The organism is Mumia sp. zg.B17, from assembly GCF_019550915.1.
Classification (GTDB): Bacteria; Actinomycetota; Actinomycetes; order Propionibacteriales; family Nocardioidaceae; genus Mumia.
This window is the reverse complement of sequence record NZ_JAHWCI010000007.1, coordinates 100,160-115,505: the sequence shown is the minus strand read 5'-3', so window position 1 is coordinate 115,505 and position 15,346 is coordinate 100,160. Positions and strand designations below refer to the sequence as shown.

At 71.5% G+C, this 15,346-nt stretch carries 15 protein-coding genes; 8 read left to right on the top strand and 7 right to left on the bottom strand.

Annotated elements, in window-relative coordinates; translation table 11 throughout:
• Positions 1-3 precede the first annotated feature (3 nt).
• Entirely contained in the window at positions 4-321 is a 318-nt protein-coding gene (locus KV097_RS12750) for a 4a-hydroxytetrahydrobiopterin dehydratase (protein ID WP_220366085.1), read from the bottom strand.
• Between the two features lie 31 nt (positions 322-352).
• Here KV097_RS12750 and KV097_RS12745 point away from each other — a divergent pair, with 31 nt between their 5' ends.
• Positions 353-1,072: a (deoxy)nucleoside triphosphate pyrophosphohydrolase gene (locus KV097_RS12745; RefSeq protein WP_301022780.1), complete on the top strand. Its 720-nt coding sequence runs from the start codon at positions 353-355 to the stop codon at positions 1,070-1,072.
• Between the two features lie 9 nt (positions 1,073-1,081).
• On the opposite strand, the gene KV097_RS12740 is transcribed toward KV097_RS12745, so the two are convergent.
• From KV097_RS12740 to KV097_RS12730, 3 genes are read right to left on the bottom strand one after another with little or no spacing between them, the layout of a single operon-like run.
• Positions 1,082-3,193, bottom strand: a complete 2,112-nt coding sequence (locus KV097_RS12740) for a S9 family peptidase (RefSeq protein WP_220366084.1) — start codon at positions 3,191-3,193, stop codon at positions 1,082-1,084.
• Positions 3,194-3,214: 21 nt separating this feature from the next.
• Positions 3,215-4,378 (bottom strand): zinc-binding dehydrogenase, encoded by a 1,164-nt coding sequence (locus KV097_RS12735; protein WP_220366083.1) that lies wholly within the window; start codon positions 4,376-4,378, stop codon positions 3,215-3,217.
• Positions 4,375-5,859 (bottom strand): NAD(P)/FAD-dependent oxidoreductase, encoded by a 1,485-nt coding sequence (locus KV097_RS12730; protein ID WP_220366082.1) that lies wholly within the window; start codon positions 5,857-5,859, stop codon positions 4,375-4,377. Before KV097_RS12730 ends, KV097_RS12735 begins: the two co-directional genes overlap by 4 nt.
• A gap of 139 nt (positions 5,860-5,998) precedes the next feature.
• Between KV097_RS12730 and mshB the strand changes: the two genes are divergently transcribed.
• The 4 genes from mshB to KV097_RS12710 are packed head-to-tail and all read left to right on the top strand — an operon-like array spanning position 5,999 to position 9,737.
• The gene (gene mshB, locus KV097_RS12725; protein ID WP_220366081.1) at positions 5,999-6,916 is read left to right on the top strand and encodes an N-acetyl-1-D-myo-inositol-2-amino-2-deoxy-alpha-D-glucopyranoside deacetylase; all 918 of its coding nucleotides are present in this window, start codon (positions 5,999-6,001) and stop codon (positions 6,914-6,916) included.
• Positions 6,891-7,310 (top strand): DUF6113 family protein, encoded by a 420-nt coding sequence (locus KV097_RS12720; protein ID WP_220343853.1) that lies wholly within the window; start codon positions 6,891-6,893, stop codon positions 7,308-7,310. The genes mshB and KV097_RS12720 overlap by 26 nt, the downstream gene beginning before the upstream one ends.
• Positions 7,307-7,927: a flavin reductase family protein gene (locus tag KV097_RS12715; RefSeq protein WP_308289421.1), complete on the top strand. Its 621-nt coding sequence runs from the start codon at positions 7,307-7,309 to the stop codon at positions 7,925-7,927. Before KV097_RS12720 ends, KV097_RS12715 begins: the two co-directional genes overlap by 4 nt.
• 34 nt (positions 7,928-7,961) lie before the next feature.
• Positions 7,962-9,737, top strand: a complete 1,776-nt coding sequence (locus KV097_RS12710) for a VanW family protein (protein ID WP_220366080.1) — start codon at positions 7,962-7,964, stop codon at positions 9,735-9,737.
• Between the two features lie 3 nt (positions 9,738-9,740).
• On the opposite strand, the gene KV097_RS19790 is transcribed toward KV097_RS12710, so the two are convergent.
• Complete coding sequence (locus tag KV097_RS19790) at positions 9,741-10,739, bottom strand: N-acetyltransferase (protein WP_220343855.1); 999 nt, start codon at positions 10,737-10,739, stop codon at positions 9,741-9,743.
• 105 nt (positions 10,740-10,844) lie between these two features.
• Between KV097_RS19790 and fdxA the strand changes: the two genes are divergently transcribed.
• The 3 genes from fdxA to KV097_RS12690 all read left to right on the top strand — a co-directional run bounded on the left by fdxA (position 10,845) and on the right by KV097_RS12690 (position 13,380).
• Positions 10,845-11,168, top strand: coding sequence for a ferredoxin (gene fdxA / locus KV097_RS12700; RefSeq protein WP_139086403.1), 324 nt, complete (start codon positions 10,845-10,847; stop codon positions 11,166-11,168).
• Complete coding sequence (gene dapC, locus KV097_RS12695; protein WP_220343857.1) at positions 11,168-12,328, top strand: succinyldiaminopimelate transaminase; 1,161 nt, start codon at positions 11,168-11,170, stop codon at positions 12,326-12,328. The genes fdxA and dapC overlap by 1 nt, the downstream gene beginning before the upstream one ends.
• Positions 12,329-12,447: 119 nt before the next feature.
• Positions 12,448-13,380, top strand: a complete 933-nt coding sequence (locus KV097_RS12690; protein ID WP_220346371.1) for a hypothetical protein — start codon at positions 12,448-12,450, stop codon at positions 13,378-13,380.
• Positions 13,381-13,395: 15 nt separating this feature from the next.
• On the opposite strand, the gene KV097_RS12685 is transcribed toward KV097_RS12690, so the two are convergent.
• Entirely contained in the window at positions 13,396-14,382 is a 987-nt protein-coding gene (locus tag KV097_RS12685) for a hypothetical protein (protein WP_308289420.1), read from the bottom strand.
• Positions 14,383-14,390: 8 nt separating this feature from the next.
• The gene (gene dapD / locus KV097_RS12680; protein WP_220343859.1) at positions 14,391-15,329 is read right to left on the bottom strand and encodes a 2,3,4,5-tetrahydropyridine-2,6-dicarboxylate N-succinyltransferase; all 939 of its coding nucleotides are present in this window, start codon (positions 15,327-15,329) and stop codon (positions 14,391-14,393) included.
• Positions 15,330-15,346: the final 17 nt, after the last annotated feature.

Below are 15,346 nucleotides of genomic sequence, written 5' to 3'. Positions count from 1 at the left end.
GGCTCAGCGGTCCTCGGCGTCCTCAGCGATCGCGTCGATCTGCCGGGCGAGGGCGATGTCTCGTGCCGAGAGCCCTCCGGAGGAGTGCGTCGAGAGGGTGAAGGTGATGTCGCGCCACCGGATCATGATGTCGGGATGGTGGTCGACGATCTCAGCGGCCGCTGCCACGGCGTCGACGAGCGCGATGCCGTCGAGATAGCTGGGGGCACGGACCGAGCGGACGATGGTGTCGCCGTCGCGGACCCAGGCGGGCAGCCTCGCCAGCGCGGAGGTGATCTCGGCCTCGGACAACAGGGTGTCGGGGAGCTGGGACTGGTCCATGGTCCGACCGTACGCGCTAACCTCGCCGTTTGTGGATCCCCAGAGCCCCGAGCCCTCGCCCTCGACGCGTGTCGTCGTGGGGGTGGCACTGATCCGTGCCGGTCGTGTGCTCGCCGCACGACGGACCCGTCCGGCCGCTGCTGCGGGCGGGTGGGAGCTCCCCGGCGGGAAGGTCGAGCCGGGGGAGTCGGAGGCCGAGGCTGCCCGTCGCGAGGTCGCGGAGGAGCTCGGGTGCGACGCCACGGTCGGGCATCGGCTCGCGGGCGAGGTGCCGCTGAGCGGCGCCCTCGTGCTTCGCGCGTACGTCGGTGAGATCGTCTCCGGTGAGCCGGAGCCCACCGAGCACGACCTCCTGCGCTGGCTCGGGCCCGACGAGCTCGACTCCGTCGCGTGGCTGGACGCCGACCGCCCGTTTCTGCCGGAGCTCGAGGCGCTGCTGCGCCGTACGCCCTCGCCGACCGTGGCGGAGGCGCACTTCGACGAGGGCGAGGACGCCGAGCACGTCCTCGAGCAGCTGCACGCGCAGGGGTTCGCAGCCTCCGTGCACCGCGAGGGGTTCGCCGGCGAGGACGACAGCGAGGACCGGGCCTGGCTCGTCCGGGTCGAGGATCCCGCCGCCGCGCACCGACTCGAGGAGCTCGTCGACGAGGTCGACCTCGCGTGGATGGTGGTCACCGGTCCGGCTCCGGTCGTCCCACCCCCTGACGCGCCGCCGCTCCCGTCGGGACCGAGACGGCTCAAGCGAGGCTGACCCGCCGGGTCAGGCCCGGAGGGCGGTCCGGAGGAAGTCGACCTGCAGCTGGGCGAGGTTCTCGGCGACGACCTCCTGCGGCGTCATGTGCGTGACGCCGGTGAGCGGGAGCACGCTGTGAGGCTTGCCGGCCTCGAGCAGCGCCGAGGAGAGGCGCAGCGTGTGGGCGACGACCACGTTGTCGTCGACCATGCCGTGCACGATCATCAGCGGCGGGAGCACGTCGATCTTGTCGAGCCCGACCATCAGCGAGTGCGCGTCGTAGATCTCGGGCTGCTCGGCGGGATCGCCGAGGTAGCGCTCGGTGTAGAAGGTGTCGTACAGACGCCACTCCGTGACAGGTGCCCCGGCGACGGCCGCGTGGAAGACGTCGGGCCGGCGCAGGACCGCGAGCGCCGCCAGGTAGCCGCCGTACGACCAGCCCATGATGCCGACACGCGACCGGTCGACGTCACCGCCATAGGTGTCGATGACCGTCTCGAGTGCCGTCACCTGGTCCTCCAGCGTGACACCGGCGACGTCGTCGCGGATGGCGCGGTCCCAGGCGCGTCCGCGGCCCGGGGTGCCGCGCCCGTCGGCGATCACGACGCAGAAGCCCTGGTCGGCCATCCACTGTGCCTGGAGGTAGGCCTTGGCCGAGTGCAGCACGCGCTGCGCATGGGGACCGGCGTACGGGTTCATGATGATCGGGAGCGCCGCGCGGCTGCCGACCACGTGCCCACGGGGGAAGAGCACCGCGGTGCGGATGCCGTGGTCGCCCGCCTCGAGGAAGCTCACCTCCGGGTGGAGGCCGGGGTCGAGCGGGTGGGACGTGATGGTGCCGACGGTCGAGCCGTGGCGCATCACCGTCACGGTCGGGACAGGCGACTCCATCCCCTCACGGACGCGGACGGCCGTGCCACCCCGCTCGTCACCGCTCCAGACGCCGGGCCCCTCGGCGAGCGGCACCGTCTCACCGTCCCAGCCGACGGCGTGGAGGTGGATCTGCGTCGGGTCCTGCGAGGCCGTCACGATCGCGCCCTCGGCGCCGAGCGAGACGACCCTGCGGATCTGGAGGCCCTTCGGCGACACGGGCTTCCCGTCGACGAACAGCGTCTTGGTGTCGGCGTGGTCCTCGAGCGTCACGAGGCGACCACCCGGCGCGTAGGCAGGGACGCCCGGCATGAGGTCGACCCACACGTCGTCGCTCTGTGCCCGGACGAGCGTCGTCTCGCCGGAGTCGAGCTCGACGGCGAGCACACCGGCGTGCTTCTGGTCGCGCGACATGACCTGCACGAGCGGCTCGCCGTGCGACGTCCACGAGACGCGGGTGAGGTAGGGGAACGTCTCCCGGTCCGACACCACCTCGGTGCGGGTCCCGTCGAGGCGCACGTGCCACAGCGACACGAGCGCGTTGGCGGTGCCTGCGGCGGGATAACGGTGCTCGACCGGGGCTCGGGACGGGTCGGCGGGGTCGGCGACGTACCAGGTCTCGACCGGCGACTCGTCGTAGCGCTCGACGAGCAGCGACTCGCCGTCAGGTGCCCACCAGTAGCCGCGGAACCGGTCCATCTCCTCGGCCGCGACGAACTCGGCGAGCCCCCACACGACGTGCTCGCCGTCCGGCTCGACGACGGGGTAGTCCAGGGTGCCGTCGACCCCGATCACCCGGAGGGATCCGTCGGTGGCGTAGGCGATGCGCCGCCCGGTGGGATCGACGCGGGGGTCGATCGCGGAGCCGGCGGTGGGGAGCGCGAGTGCACCGGCGGAGCGGGTGCGAGCGACCCAGACCTTGCCCGAGAGCGCGAACGTCGCGACCTCGCAGGCGTCGTCCATCGCGTACCCGACGATCCCGGCGGCCGACTCGCGGCTGCGCTCGCGGCGGGCCCGCTCCTCGGCCGACAGCTCCTCGCTGCCCGCGCCGAGCAGAGCGCTCGCGTCGACCAGGCACGTCTCCTCGCCCTTGTCGGCGTCGTACGCCCACAGCGAGCCCGTGCGTGAGCTCCCGTCCGGCGTGCGGACGAAGAAGACCCGCGACCCGTCGGGGCTCACCGTCAGGTTGCGCGGGACTCCGAGCGTGAAGCGCAGCGAGCGCGCCTGGAGCCGGGGGAAGGACAGGGACTCGTCAACGGGGCTCGACATCCCCCGAGCGTATCGAGCCGGTCAGACCGTCCGCACGTCGCTGACGGGGTCGATCAGGATCTTCGCGTGCCGGTCCGGGTCGGCGAGGGCGGTGAACGCGTCGGCGACCCCGTCCAGCCCGACGGTGCCGGTCAGCAGCGGCGACGGGTCGACGGTGCCGTCGGCGATCATCTGGAGCGTCTCGTAGAACTCGCCGGGTCCGTAGGCGAAGACGAACCTCAGGTCGATCTCCTTGTTGATCGCCATCGACGGGCGGAACGTGTCGGGCTCCATGCAGACGCCCACGACCACGACACGCGACAGCAACGGCACGTGCGTGATGACGTCCTCGATCATCCCGGGCACACCGACGCACTCGAAGACGACCGGGCCGCGAGGCGTGGCGCCCACCTTCTCGGCGGCGCGCATCACCCGCCACCACGGCAGTCCCGGCACGCGTCGCAGGACCTGGAGCGTGTCCATCCCCAGCTCGATCAGGCTCGGTGCGGTGCGAAGGTGGCCCTTGCGCTCTCCGTACGCCGTCCACGGCGACTCGGTGCGCGGGTCGACGACGATGTCGGCGCCACACCGTGCCGCCAGCTGCCGGCGTGCCGCCGAGAGGTCGCTGGCGACGACCGTGCGGACCCCGGCGGCCTTGAGCATGAGGATCACGGCGAGCCCGATGGGTCCGCATCCCACGACGATCGCGACGTCCTTCTTGCCGACCTCGCTGCGCCGTACGGCGTGGTGCGCGACGGCGAGCGGCTCGGTGGTCGCGGCGTGGTCGTCGCTCACCCCGTCGGGGACCGGCATCGTCATCACCTCCGACACCAGCGTCATCTCGGCGAAGCCGCCAGGCGCGCGCTCCGAGAGGCCGGTGAGGTGTGCGCCGTCGTCCTGCCGCAGCACCGGCAGCGCCACCACCCTGGTGCCCACCGGCCACCGCTCATGGCAGCCGGGCCCGTACGCGACGACGCGCCCGCAGAACTCGTGCCCGAGGACGACGGTCTGCTCGGAGCGCATGAAGCCGTCGTACCCGATCTCGGCGGCTCCGTCGGCGGTGAGGTCACTGTGGGTCCGGGCGTGCAGGTCGGACCCACAGATCCCGCTCCTGGTGACCTCGATCAGGATCTGGCCCCGGCCGGGGACGGGATCGGGGACCTCGGCGACGGCGAGCTCGCCGCGGTGGCAGGTGACCGCCCTCATGCCCCGACCTCCGTCCGGTCCTGGGCACGCGCCGAACGGGTCCAGACAAGGCCGTCGTCGAGGTCGGCCCGGTTGGTCGCCCACGCGTCCACGACGACGTTCTGGCGCATCGACCACGGGTAGTCACCGGTCGACCGCGGCTGCAGGTGCGCGCCACGGCGGATGTAGCCGGAGTCCATGTCGAACAGCGGGCGGGACTCGGGCGTCCCCTCGATCACCGGCGTCACCGTGTCGGCGCCGGTGTCGCGCAGCCGGTTGACGATCCGAGCCACGAGGCGCGCCGTCATGTCCGAGCGCATCGTCCACGAGAGGTTCACGTAGCCGATGCAGAACGCCAGGTTGGGGATGCCGCTGAGCATCGTCGCGCGGTAGGCGTAGGTGTGCGCGAGGTCGACCGGCGTCCCGTCGACACTGATCTGCGTGCCGCCGAGCAGCTGCAGGGCGAGCCCGGTCGCCGTCACGACGACGTCGGCCTCCACCACCTCGCCGCTCTCCAGCCGGATGCCGTTCTCGACGAAGCGGTCGATGTGGCCGGTCACCACGGAGGCACTGCCCTCGCGGATCGCCTGGAACAGGTCGCCGTCGGGGGAGATGCACAGGCGCTGGTCCCACGGCCGGTACGGCGGTGTGAAGTGCGCGTCGACGATCTCCTGGGAGCCGATCGCCGCCACCGCGCCCTTGCGGAACAGCCCGGCCATCTGGTTGGGCAGCCGTCGGCACGCCTGGTAGAAGCCCCACTGCATCGCGGTGTTCTTGGTCCGCATCGCGAGGTGCCCCGCCCGGGGCGGGAGCACCTTGCGGATCGCGTTGCCGACGGCGTCCTGCTTCGGTTGCGCGACGACGTACGTGGGGGTCCGCTGCAGCATCGTCACGTGCTCCGCCTGCTCGGCCATCGCGGGCACGACGGTGATGGCGGTGGCTCCGCTGCCCACGACGACCACCCGCTTGCCGGCGTAGTCCAGGTCGTCGGGCCAGAACTGCGGGTGGACGACCCGCCCTCGGAAGTCCTCGACACCGGCGAGACCCGGGTCGTACGGGGCGTCGTAGTCGTAGTAGCCGCTGCAGAAGAAGACGAAGCGCGCCTCGTACGTCTCCTCGACGGCGTCCGGCCCGGTGGCGACCGTGACCGTCCAGCGTGCACGCTCGGGGGACCAGTCGGCGGCGAGGACCGTGGTCGACAGCCGGATGTGCTGCTCGATCCCGCTCTCCCGCGCGGTCTCGTGGAGGTAGTCCCGGATCTGCTCGCCGTCGACGATCGAGTCCGGCCCGCGCCAGGGGCGGAACGGGAACGAGAGCGTGAAGATGTCGGAGTCCGAGCGCACACCGGGGTAGCGGAACAGGTCCCACGTCCCGCCGATCGCGTCGCGGGCCTCGAGGACCGCGTAGGTGGTGCCCGGGCTGCGCTCCTGCAGGCGGTACGCGGCGTTGATGCCGGACAGGCCTGCGCCGACGATGACGACGTCGACGGTGCGGTCGGCCATGGTGATCTCCTCGAGGACCGGCGGACGGGTGCGAGCGTGTCGAGTGTGACCCGTGACACGCGCGGTGCGCCGACTCTAGACGACCGTCTGGCGCGACAAGAGGCGTGGGGCGTCCGTCCGCCTCGGTACGCTGGGCGGCATGCCCGACATCCTCCCCGACCGCCGTCTGCTCCTGGTGCACGCCCACCCCGACGACGAGACGATCACGACCGGCGCGACGATGGCGAAGTATGCCGCCGAGGGCGCGCTCGTCACCCTGGTGACGTGCACGATGGGCGAGATGGGCGAGGTCCTGGTGCCCGAGCTCGAGCATCTCGCGGCCGACCGCGACGACACGCTCGGTGAGCACCGGGTCGCCGAGCGCGACGCGGCGATGAAGCGACTCGGCATCACCGACGCCCGATGGCTCGGAGGGGCCGGCACCTACCGTGACTCGGGCATGGTGTGGTCCGAGTCCGGTGCCGCCACCGTCGCGCCCGACGTCGCCCCCAACGCGTTCTGGCTCGCCGACCTCCGCGAGGCGGCCGACCACCTCGTCGCCGTGATCCGGGAGATCCGCCCACAGGTCCTCATCACCTACGACGACTTCGGCAACTACGGTCACCCCGACCACGTGCAGGCGCACCGCGTGGCGACCTACGCGGTCGCGCTCGCCGCCGCCCCGTCCTACCGCGCCGACCTCGGCGCCGCCTGGGACGTCGACAAGGTCTACTGGACCGCCAACGCCGACTCGTGGCTGCGGGAGGGTCTGCGCAAGCTCCGAGCGGCCGGCGACCACACCACCTTCGAGGGCCTCGACCCCGAGGGAGACCTGTCGTTCATGGCCGTCCCCGACGACCAGATCGCGGCATCGGTGGTCGCCGAGGAGTTCGCCGAGGCCAAGCTGGACGCGATGCGCGCCTACCCGACTCAGATCCAGGTCGACAGCCCCTTCTTCGCCTTGTCCAACAACCTCGGCGCGTACGTGTGGGGCACCGAGTTCTTCCGGATCGCGAAGGGCACGCCGGTGCCGGGGGAGGACGGGCTCGAGCATGACCTCTTCGCGGGCACGCGCTGACTCGCGCTCCGCGAGGCCGCTCGTCCTGCTCCTCGCCGCCGTCTTCGGAGCGGTCCTCTGCGTTGCCGGACTGGTCGTCCACCGGCACGTCACCGGCCCCGTCCCGTGGGGGCTCGTCCTGGCCCTGGGAACGGTGCTGGTGACGCTGCGTGCTGCCGCGCTCGTGGGGGGTACGGCGGCGGCGGTCGTCCTCGCCGTCTCCTACGGCGCTGTGCTGCTGCTCACCATGTCGTCGCGGCCCGAGGGCGACTACCTGGTGGCGGCCGACGCCCTCGGCTACTCGTTCCTGCTCGGCTCCCTCGTCGTCCTCGGAGCCGGCGTCGTGCTCGCCGCACGCGGCGCAGGTCACATCGCGTCCGAAACGGTGGACCGTCCCCGTAGGCTGGGAGGGTGAGCTCAGTGCCCCACCCCCTCGACCCAGCGGCCGCGCGCACCTTCCGTGATGTCCTCGGACGGTTCGCGAGCGGCGTCACGGTCACGACCACGGTGGCCGACGGGCTCGATCACGCGATGACCGCGAGCGCCTTCTGCTCGGTCTCGCTCGACCCCGCCCTGGTGCTCGTCGCCGTCGACCGACGAGCGCGGTTCCACGACGCGGTGCTGTCCTCCGGCACGTGGGGCGTCTCCGTCCTCGCCGAGAACGGACAGGACGACGCCACCTGGCTCGCCCGCCGCGGGCGCCCCCTCGAGGGACAGCTCGAGCGTGTCCCGCACCACCGGGGCGAAGTCACCGGCGCAGCGCTGCTCGACCGGGCCATCGGGTGGCTCGAGTGCCGCACCTGGCAGACGTACGACGGTGGTGACCACACGATCGTCGTCGGCGAGGTCCTGACGGCGGCGGTGCGTGCCGACGAGCCGGGCGCCCCCGCGGCACCCGACGGAACCCGCGATTTCGGCGAGTCCCGGCTCGGGGAGCCGCTTCTCTACTACCGTTCGCACTACGGCGCCTTGGTCCGCTCCCCCGAGAGCGAGAAAAACTCAGGCCTGGCCCCGGTCGAGCACCAGCGCTGACCGGCCCCCGCACGACCCGGACCACGAGGAACACATGGCCCCGACCCCGACCCCGACCCCCACGCTCACCGAGCACGACACGACTCTGTTCGAGGAGAAGCGCCGACGCGGCGACCGCATCGCGCTGATCGCTCTCGCCGTCATCGCGCTGCTCGTCGTGACCGTCTACGTCGTCCTGCACTTCTCCACCTCGGACCGCGTGCCCGCGGGGACCACGATCGGCGGCGTCGAGCTCGGCATGAAGCCGATCGACGAGGCGCGGACCACACTCGGTGACACGCTGGCCGCGCCGGCCAAGGAGCCCGTCCGGATCGTCCGCGGCAAGAAGACCTTCGAGCTCACGCCCGACGAGGCCGGGCTCGCCGTCGACCTCGACACCTCGATCGCCCAGACCGGCGCCGACACCTCGGTGTGGAACCCGTTGACGATGCTGGACGTGCTCTTCGGCGCGGAGAGCTACGACGTGGCCGTCGCCGTGGACGACAAGGTGCTCGAGTCGGCCGTGGCCTCCATCGCCGACGACACCGACCGCGAGGTCTCCGAGGGTCGCATCGGCTTCACCGACGGCAAGCCCAAGGTGAGCAAGCCCAAGGCGGGCCGCGCGGTGGATCAGAAGGCCACGACGGCCCTCGTCCGCAGCTCGTACCCGCTCGCGCACACCGATCTCGAGCTGCCGGTCGACGTGCTGGAGCCCGCGGTGAGCGTCGACGACCTCCGGGCCGCGGTCACCGAGATCGCCAAGCCGGCGATGTCGGCCCCGGTCAAGATCGTCGCCGGGAGCAAGTCTGCCGAGCTCGCCCCGTCGGACTACGCGCCTGCGCTGAGCGTGCAGGTGAAGGACGGCAAGCTCACGACGGTCGTCGACCCCAAGAAGCTGGCGGAGCCGCTCGCCGAGGCGACCGAGGAGATCGGCACACCGGCGCAGGACGCCACGGTGGCGATCCGCTCCGGCAAGCCGGTCGTGGTCCCGGGCAAGGCCGGCATCGGCGTGGTCCCGGCCGACGTGGCGACCGCCCTCGTGCCGGTGCTCCAGAAGTCCGGCGCCGAACGCGCGGTCGAGGTGGAGCCCAAGCAGAAGGCGCCTGACCTCACCACCAAGGAGGTCGAGAAGCTCGGCATCGTCGAGAAGGTCAGCTCCTTCTCGACGAACTACCCGCACGCGGACTACCGCAACACCAACCAGGGCCGCGCCGCCGAGCTCGTCAACGGCACGCTGCTCAAGCCAGGCGAGACGTTCAGCTTCAACGAGACCGTCGGCGAGCGTACGGTCGCCAACGGCTTCACCGCGGGCACGATGATCAGCAACGGCGTCTTCCGCGAGGACCTCGGCGGCGGCGTCTCCCAGGTCGCGACCACGCTCTACAACGCGGGATTCTTCGCCGGCCTCGAGGACGTCACTCACAAGCCGCACAGCTTCTACATCAGCCGCTACCCGGTGGGCCGCGAGGCGACGGTCGCCTGGCCGTCGGTCGACCTCAAGTTCAAGAACACCACCGATCACGGCATCCTCATCCAGGCCTGGGTCAACCGCAGCACCCCGGGCCGCCAGGGCTCGATGAATGTCACGCTGTGGGGCACGAAGCAGTGGGACATCAAGTCAGGGTTGTCGTCCAAGCGCAACTTCCGGTCGCCCGCGACCCGCTACGACGCCTCCGACGAGTGCCTGCCCCAGGCCGGCGTGACCGGGTTCGACGTCGACGTCTATCGGACCTTCACGCGTGACGGCGCGGTGGTCAAGCGTGAGACGACGACGGCGAAGTACAACGCCGCCGACAACGTGGAGTGCCGCAAGGCGCCTGGGGACGAGTGACGGCTACGCGGGGCTGAGGTAGCGGTACGTGTGGTGCACCTCGAAGGTGTACCCCTCGTACAACGCCAGCGCCGCCCTGCTGTGCCGCATGGTCTGCAGGTAGACCTTGTCCGCGCCGCGGTCCCACGCCCAACGCGTGCACGCCTCGAGCAGCCGTGCGGCGTGCCCGCGGCGCCTGGCCTGGGGCAGGGTGTGCACGCTCGACAGGCCGGCCCACTCTCCGGTGACCACGATGCGCGCCACCGCCTCGATCCCGCTGTCCCCCTCGACGACCGCGAACCCGACGACCGGCGGTGAGGCGAGCACGTGGCGGACGTCGTCCAGCGGCACGTCGGCGGTCACCCGCTCAGCCGCAGCCATCCACGGCTCGGTGAGCGTCTCGTCGATCCTGACCGTCGCCTCGCCGTCCTGGCGCCCGGTCCGTGACGTCTCGAGGACGGCGCGGGCGGCGGCGACGAGCACCACTGCGTGGTCGTGAGTGCCGCCGGTCCCGACCCATCCGGCGTCGGCGAAGCGGCCGGGCCAGGGGGTCTGGTCGATCACCTGGGCCTTCGCGGGCAGCCCCTGCGCGCGATAGAACCCTTCGACCTGGGCGAGCGCGGTCGGGAGGTCGGCGCCGGGGTCGCCGTGCACCGCGACCGAGTTGGCGCGGCCGGTGAACCCGCCGGACGCGCGCAGCGTCCACTCGCCGAGATCCTGTGTGATGCGGGGCGGCCAGCCGCGCGTGCAGATCCGGGCGAGCTCCTCGGGGGAGTAGTCCATCGCCGGCCGCGTCCGGACGCGTGCGCTGCCCTCGGGCACGGGTTTGGCTGCCACCACGTCCGCTGCCGGGACGTACGCCTCACGACCGTCGCGGCGCTGGATGCGCAGGGTCGAGCCGTCGTACGAGAGCAGCCGACCGACCACGTCGGTGTAGGCGGGCCCGCCCGACGGGCCGCGTTCACCGGGGACACGTGACCTCACCACGACGCGTCGACCGACGAGCTCGCCGAAGTCTGGCACCCCAACCTCCCGCCCAGCCGGTCCGTTAGGCGGACCTGGCCACTCCCTCCCCGCACGAGAGGGTGATACTAGTTCCAGCCGTTCGAATGAAGGAGTGGACCCCTCGTGACGTATGTCATCGCTCAGCCTTGCGTGGACCTCAAGGACCGTGCCTGCGTCGATGAGTGTCCCGTCGACTGCATCTACGAGGGCAAGCGGATGCTCTACATCCACCCCGACGAGTGCGTCGACTGCGGTGCCTGCGAGCCGGTCTGTCCCGTGGAGGCGATCTTCTATGAGGACGACACCCCGGAGGAGTGGAAGGACTACTACACCGCCAACGTCGACTTCTTCGACGACCTGGGGTCGCCCGGCGGTGCTGCCAAGATGGGTCCGATCGACAAGGACCACCCGATGATCGCCGCGCTTCCTCCGCAGAACCAGGACTGATGCCGGACCCGGTCCCGTCCGTGCCGTCGCGCCCGAGTGCGACGACGCGGTTGTCGGCCGGTGCGGTGTCTCGTCGCCTTCCCGACTTCCCCTGGGACTCGCTCGCCGAGGTCAAGGCGCGAGCGGTCGCACATCCTGATGGGATCGTGGACCTCTCGATCGGCACGCCGGTGGACGAGACCCCGGCAGTGGCACGGGAGGCCCTGGCCGCCGGCGCGAACGCGCCCGGCTACCCCCAGACGGTCGGCACCCTCGCGCTCCGGCGTTCTGCCGTCGACTGGCTCGCACGGCGCCACGGGGTGACCGGTCTCGACGTCGACGGGGTGCTTCCCGCCATCGGCTCGAAGGAGCTGATCGCCGGGTTGGCACTCCACCTCGGCCTCGGCCCGGGTGACGCGGTCGTGATCCCGGAGCTGGCCTACCCGACGTACGAGGTGGGTGCTCGCCTCGCCGGTTGCGAGGTCGTGGTCTCCGACTCCACGGTGGCCCTCGGCCCGTCGGCGCCGAGCCTGATGTGGATCAACTCGCCGTCCAACCCGAGCGGGCGCGTGCTGGGGCTCGAGCACCTGCGCAAGACCGTCTCGTGGGCGCGGGAGCGTGGTGTTCTGCTGGTCTCCGACGAGTGCTATCTCGAGTGCTCCTGGGACGCCACGCCCTCCTCGGTCCTCCACCCTGACGTGAGCGGCGGCTCGCACGAGGGCGTGCTCGCCGTCCACTCGCTCTCGAAGCGGTCCAACCTCGCGGGATATCGTGCGGCGTTCGTCGCCGGCGACCCCACGGTGATCGGGGAACTGCTCGAGGTGCGCAAGAACCTCGGCCTCATCGTCCCCGCGCCCGTCCAGGACGCGATGACGGCGGCGTTGGCCGACGATGCGCATGCCGACGCCCAGCACGCCGTCTACGCCGCCCGCCGGGCGACGCTCCGCCGCGCCTTCGAGGCTGCAGGGTTCCGCATCGACCACTCCGAGGCCTCGCTCTATCTGTGGGCGACGCGGGGCGAGCCGGCGCGGGAGACCGTGCGAGCGCTCGCGGACCTCGGGATCCTCGTGGCGCCGGGTGACTTCTACGGCGCCGCCGGCGCCGAGCACGTCCGCGTCGGGTTCACCGCGTCGGACGAGCGGATCGCGGCCGCGGCCACGAGGCTCTCCAGCCTCGCCTGAGGCCCACGAGCCGCGACGCGCCGAGTCCGCTCCGGTCGCGCCGACACGCCGAGATGTCGCTAGCCTCGAAGGAGGCCGGGGGGTCGATCGCCCCGCGCGACCCTTGGAGGAGACGGTCCATGAGCGAGCCTCAGAACCCTCCCGGCGGCGACACACCGGGCAACGAGCCACCCGGCGGGCCTCCGCCGTACGATCCGCCTCCACCTCCTCCACCGCCGTACGAACCGCCTCCGGGACCGCCGCCCGGTGGGTACGGTCCGCCTCCGGGACCGCCGCCCGGTGGGTACGGTCCGCCGCCCGGCCAGCCACCCGGTGGGTACGGCCCCCCGCCCGGCCAGCCCCCGGGCGGCCATGGGGGTGGACCCGGCGGCTACGGCGCCCCGCAGGAGCTGAACGTCGGCAGAGCGATCTCGTTCGGCTGGGACAGGTTCAAGGACAACTGGGGCGTCTGGGTCGGGGTCAGCCTGGTGTTCTTCGTCATCCAGGCGGTCATCAGCGGGATCGGCTCGGCCGCTCAGTCCGGGGGAGACGACGCCTGGGACTCCTCGCGCTGGTGGCTGGCCGGCGGCTTCTCGGTCGTCGCGCTGCTGTTCAACCTCGCGGGCACCTTGGTCGGCTGGTTCATGCAGGCCGCGCAGACGAAGGGAGCGTTGCTCGAGACCGAAGGACGCAAGCCCGGCTTCGGCGACTTCTTCCAGTGGGGGGAGCACGCGGGCAAGGTCATCCTGACCTTCCTGCTCCTCGGCGTCCTCACCTTCGTCGGACTGATCCTCTGCATCCTGCCGGGCATCGTCTTCACGTTCTTCGCGTGGTACACGCTGTGGTTCGTGATGGACCAAGGACAGGGACCGTGGGAAGCGCTCCAGTCGAGCTTCCGGCTGGTGGGCAACAACCTCGGGCCCGTCTTCCTGCTCGCACTGGCGCTGACCGGCATCAACATCCTCGGTTTCATCCTGTGCTTCGTCGGACTGCTGGTCACCATCCCGCTGACGCTGATCGCGACGGGCTACACCTACAAGGTCCTCACCCAGCAGCCGGTCGCCGGAGGGTGACGCCGAGCACCGCGACTACGACACGTCGACGTGGACGTGGTCGCGGTGCTCGAGCACGGCACGGTCGCCGTCGCGCGCCGGCGGCGTGTAGTCCCGCCAGCCCTGCGGGGACCGGCGTGCCGTCCAGATCTTGGCGTCGTAGATCACCGTGGCGATCCCGAGACGGCGCGCGTTCGCGACGAGGTACTGCGCGAGCGCCCAGCCGTCCTTCTTCGCCTGGGCGGTGACCGGCCGGAAGAACACGTCCACCGCCTTGCCGTCGTAGTGCTTCGACCCGGCGGAGTGTCCCGTGCTCACCCCGTCGGCGGCGTACCCGCCGGTGGGCAGGCGCCCGAACGCCTTGCGTACGTCGACACGGACGGCCTCGGCCGCAGGGGTCAGACCGTTGGCGCCGGGCACGCCCTCGTCGGTGGCGGGCAGGTCGACCACGCACGTGAAGGTGGCGGGGGAGTTGCCCGTGAGTGCCGACGCGATCGCGCGCCCGTAGGCCTCGTGGTCGGCGTACGCCTCGGGGTAACCAGACCGCTGGACGGCCTGGGCCGCCTCGGTGACCGACATCGAACGGTAGCCGTCGACCTTCTCCAGGCCCTCGTAGAAGCGGGTGATCGCGTAGCGGGGCTCCATGATCTGCTCCACCGTCCCCCAGCCCTGCGACGGGCGCTGCTGGAAGAGGCCGACGGAGTCCCGGTCGCCGTAGTCGATGTTGCGCAGCTTCGACTCCTGGTACGCCGTCGCGACGGCGATCGTCACGGCTCGGGCGGGCAACCCGCGGCGCATCGCGATCGCCGCCATCAGCGACGCGTGCTCGGTCTGCTCGAGATCGAGGGTCGCGTAGGTGTCGCCGACCTCGACGGTGCACTCCTCGCCGCGCAGCTGGGCGATCTGCCCGCTGCGCGCGAGCACGACCAGACCCGCAGCCACCACGCCCACGAGGACGAGGAGGATCAGAAGGAGAGAGGCGCCCCTCCGGCGACGGTCACGAGGGGCCATCGGGTCGGTCACTGCGCCGTTCAGTTGGCGTGCAGCTCTGCGTTGAGCGCGATCCCGTTGCCCGTCCGGGGCCGGGCCTCCAGACGCCCTGTCTCGGAGTTCGTGAGGAACAGCAGCCCGTCGTGGCCCGAGAGCTCGGCCGCCTTGACTACCGACCCGTCAGGGAGAGTGACCTTCGAGCCCGCCGTCACGTAGCAGCCCGCGGCCACCACGCAGTCGTCGCCGAGAGAGATGCCGATGCCGGCGTTGGCACCGAGGAGGCAGTTGCGCCCGAGGCTGATGACCTGCTTGCCGCCGCCCGAGAGGGTGCCCATGATCGATGCGCCGCCGCCGACGTCGGTGCCCTCGCCGACGACCACGCCCGCGCTGACCCGGCCCTCGACCATCGCGTGCCCGAGAGTGCCCGCGTTGAAGTTCACGAAGCCCTCGTGCATCACCGTGGTGCCCTCCGCGAGGTGAGCGCCCAGGCGCACCCGATCGGCATCACCGATCCGGACGCCGCTGGGAACGACGTAGTCGGTCATCCGCGGGAACTTGTCGACACTGGTCACCGCGACCGACAGCCCAGCCGCACGGGCTCGCAGCCGGGTCTCCTCGAAGCCCTCGACCGAGCAGGGGCCGATGGACGTCCACACGACGTTGGCGAGGGCGCCGAAGATGCCGTCCAGATTGGTCCCGTGGGGGCGGAGCAACCGGTGGGAGAGCAGGTGGAGGCGCAGGTAGGCGTCGTACGCGTCGGTGACCGGCGAGCTCAGGTCCTCGACCTCGGTCCGGACCACGGTCCTCCGCACCTGGCGCACCTCGTCGGTCCCCTCCAGCGCCGTCAGGCCGGTGGGCTCGATCGCTCCGTCGTACGAACCGAGGGTCGGGTTCGGATACCAGACGTCGAGGACGGTCCCGTCCTCGGTGAGCGTGGCGATGCCGTACGCCCAGGCGGACTGCGGGGTGGTGGGGGTCATGCGGTCCAGGTTATCGA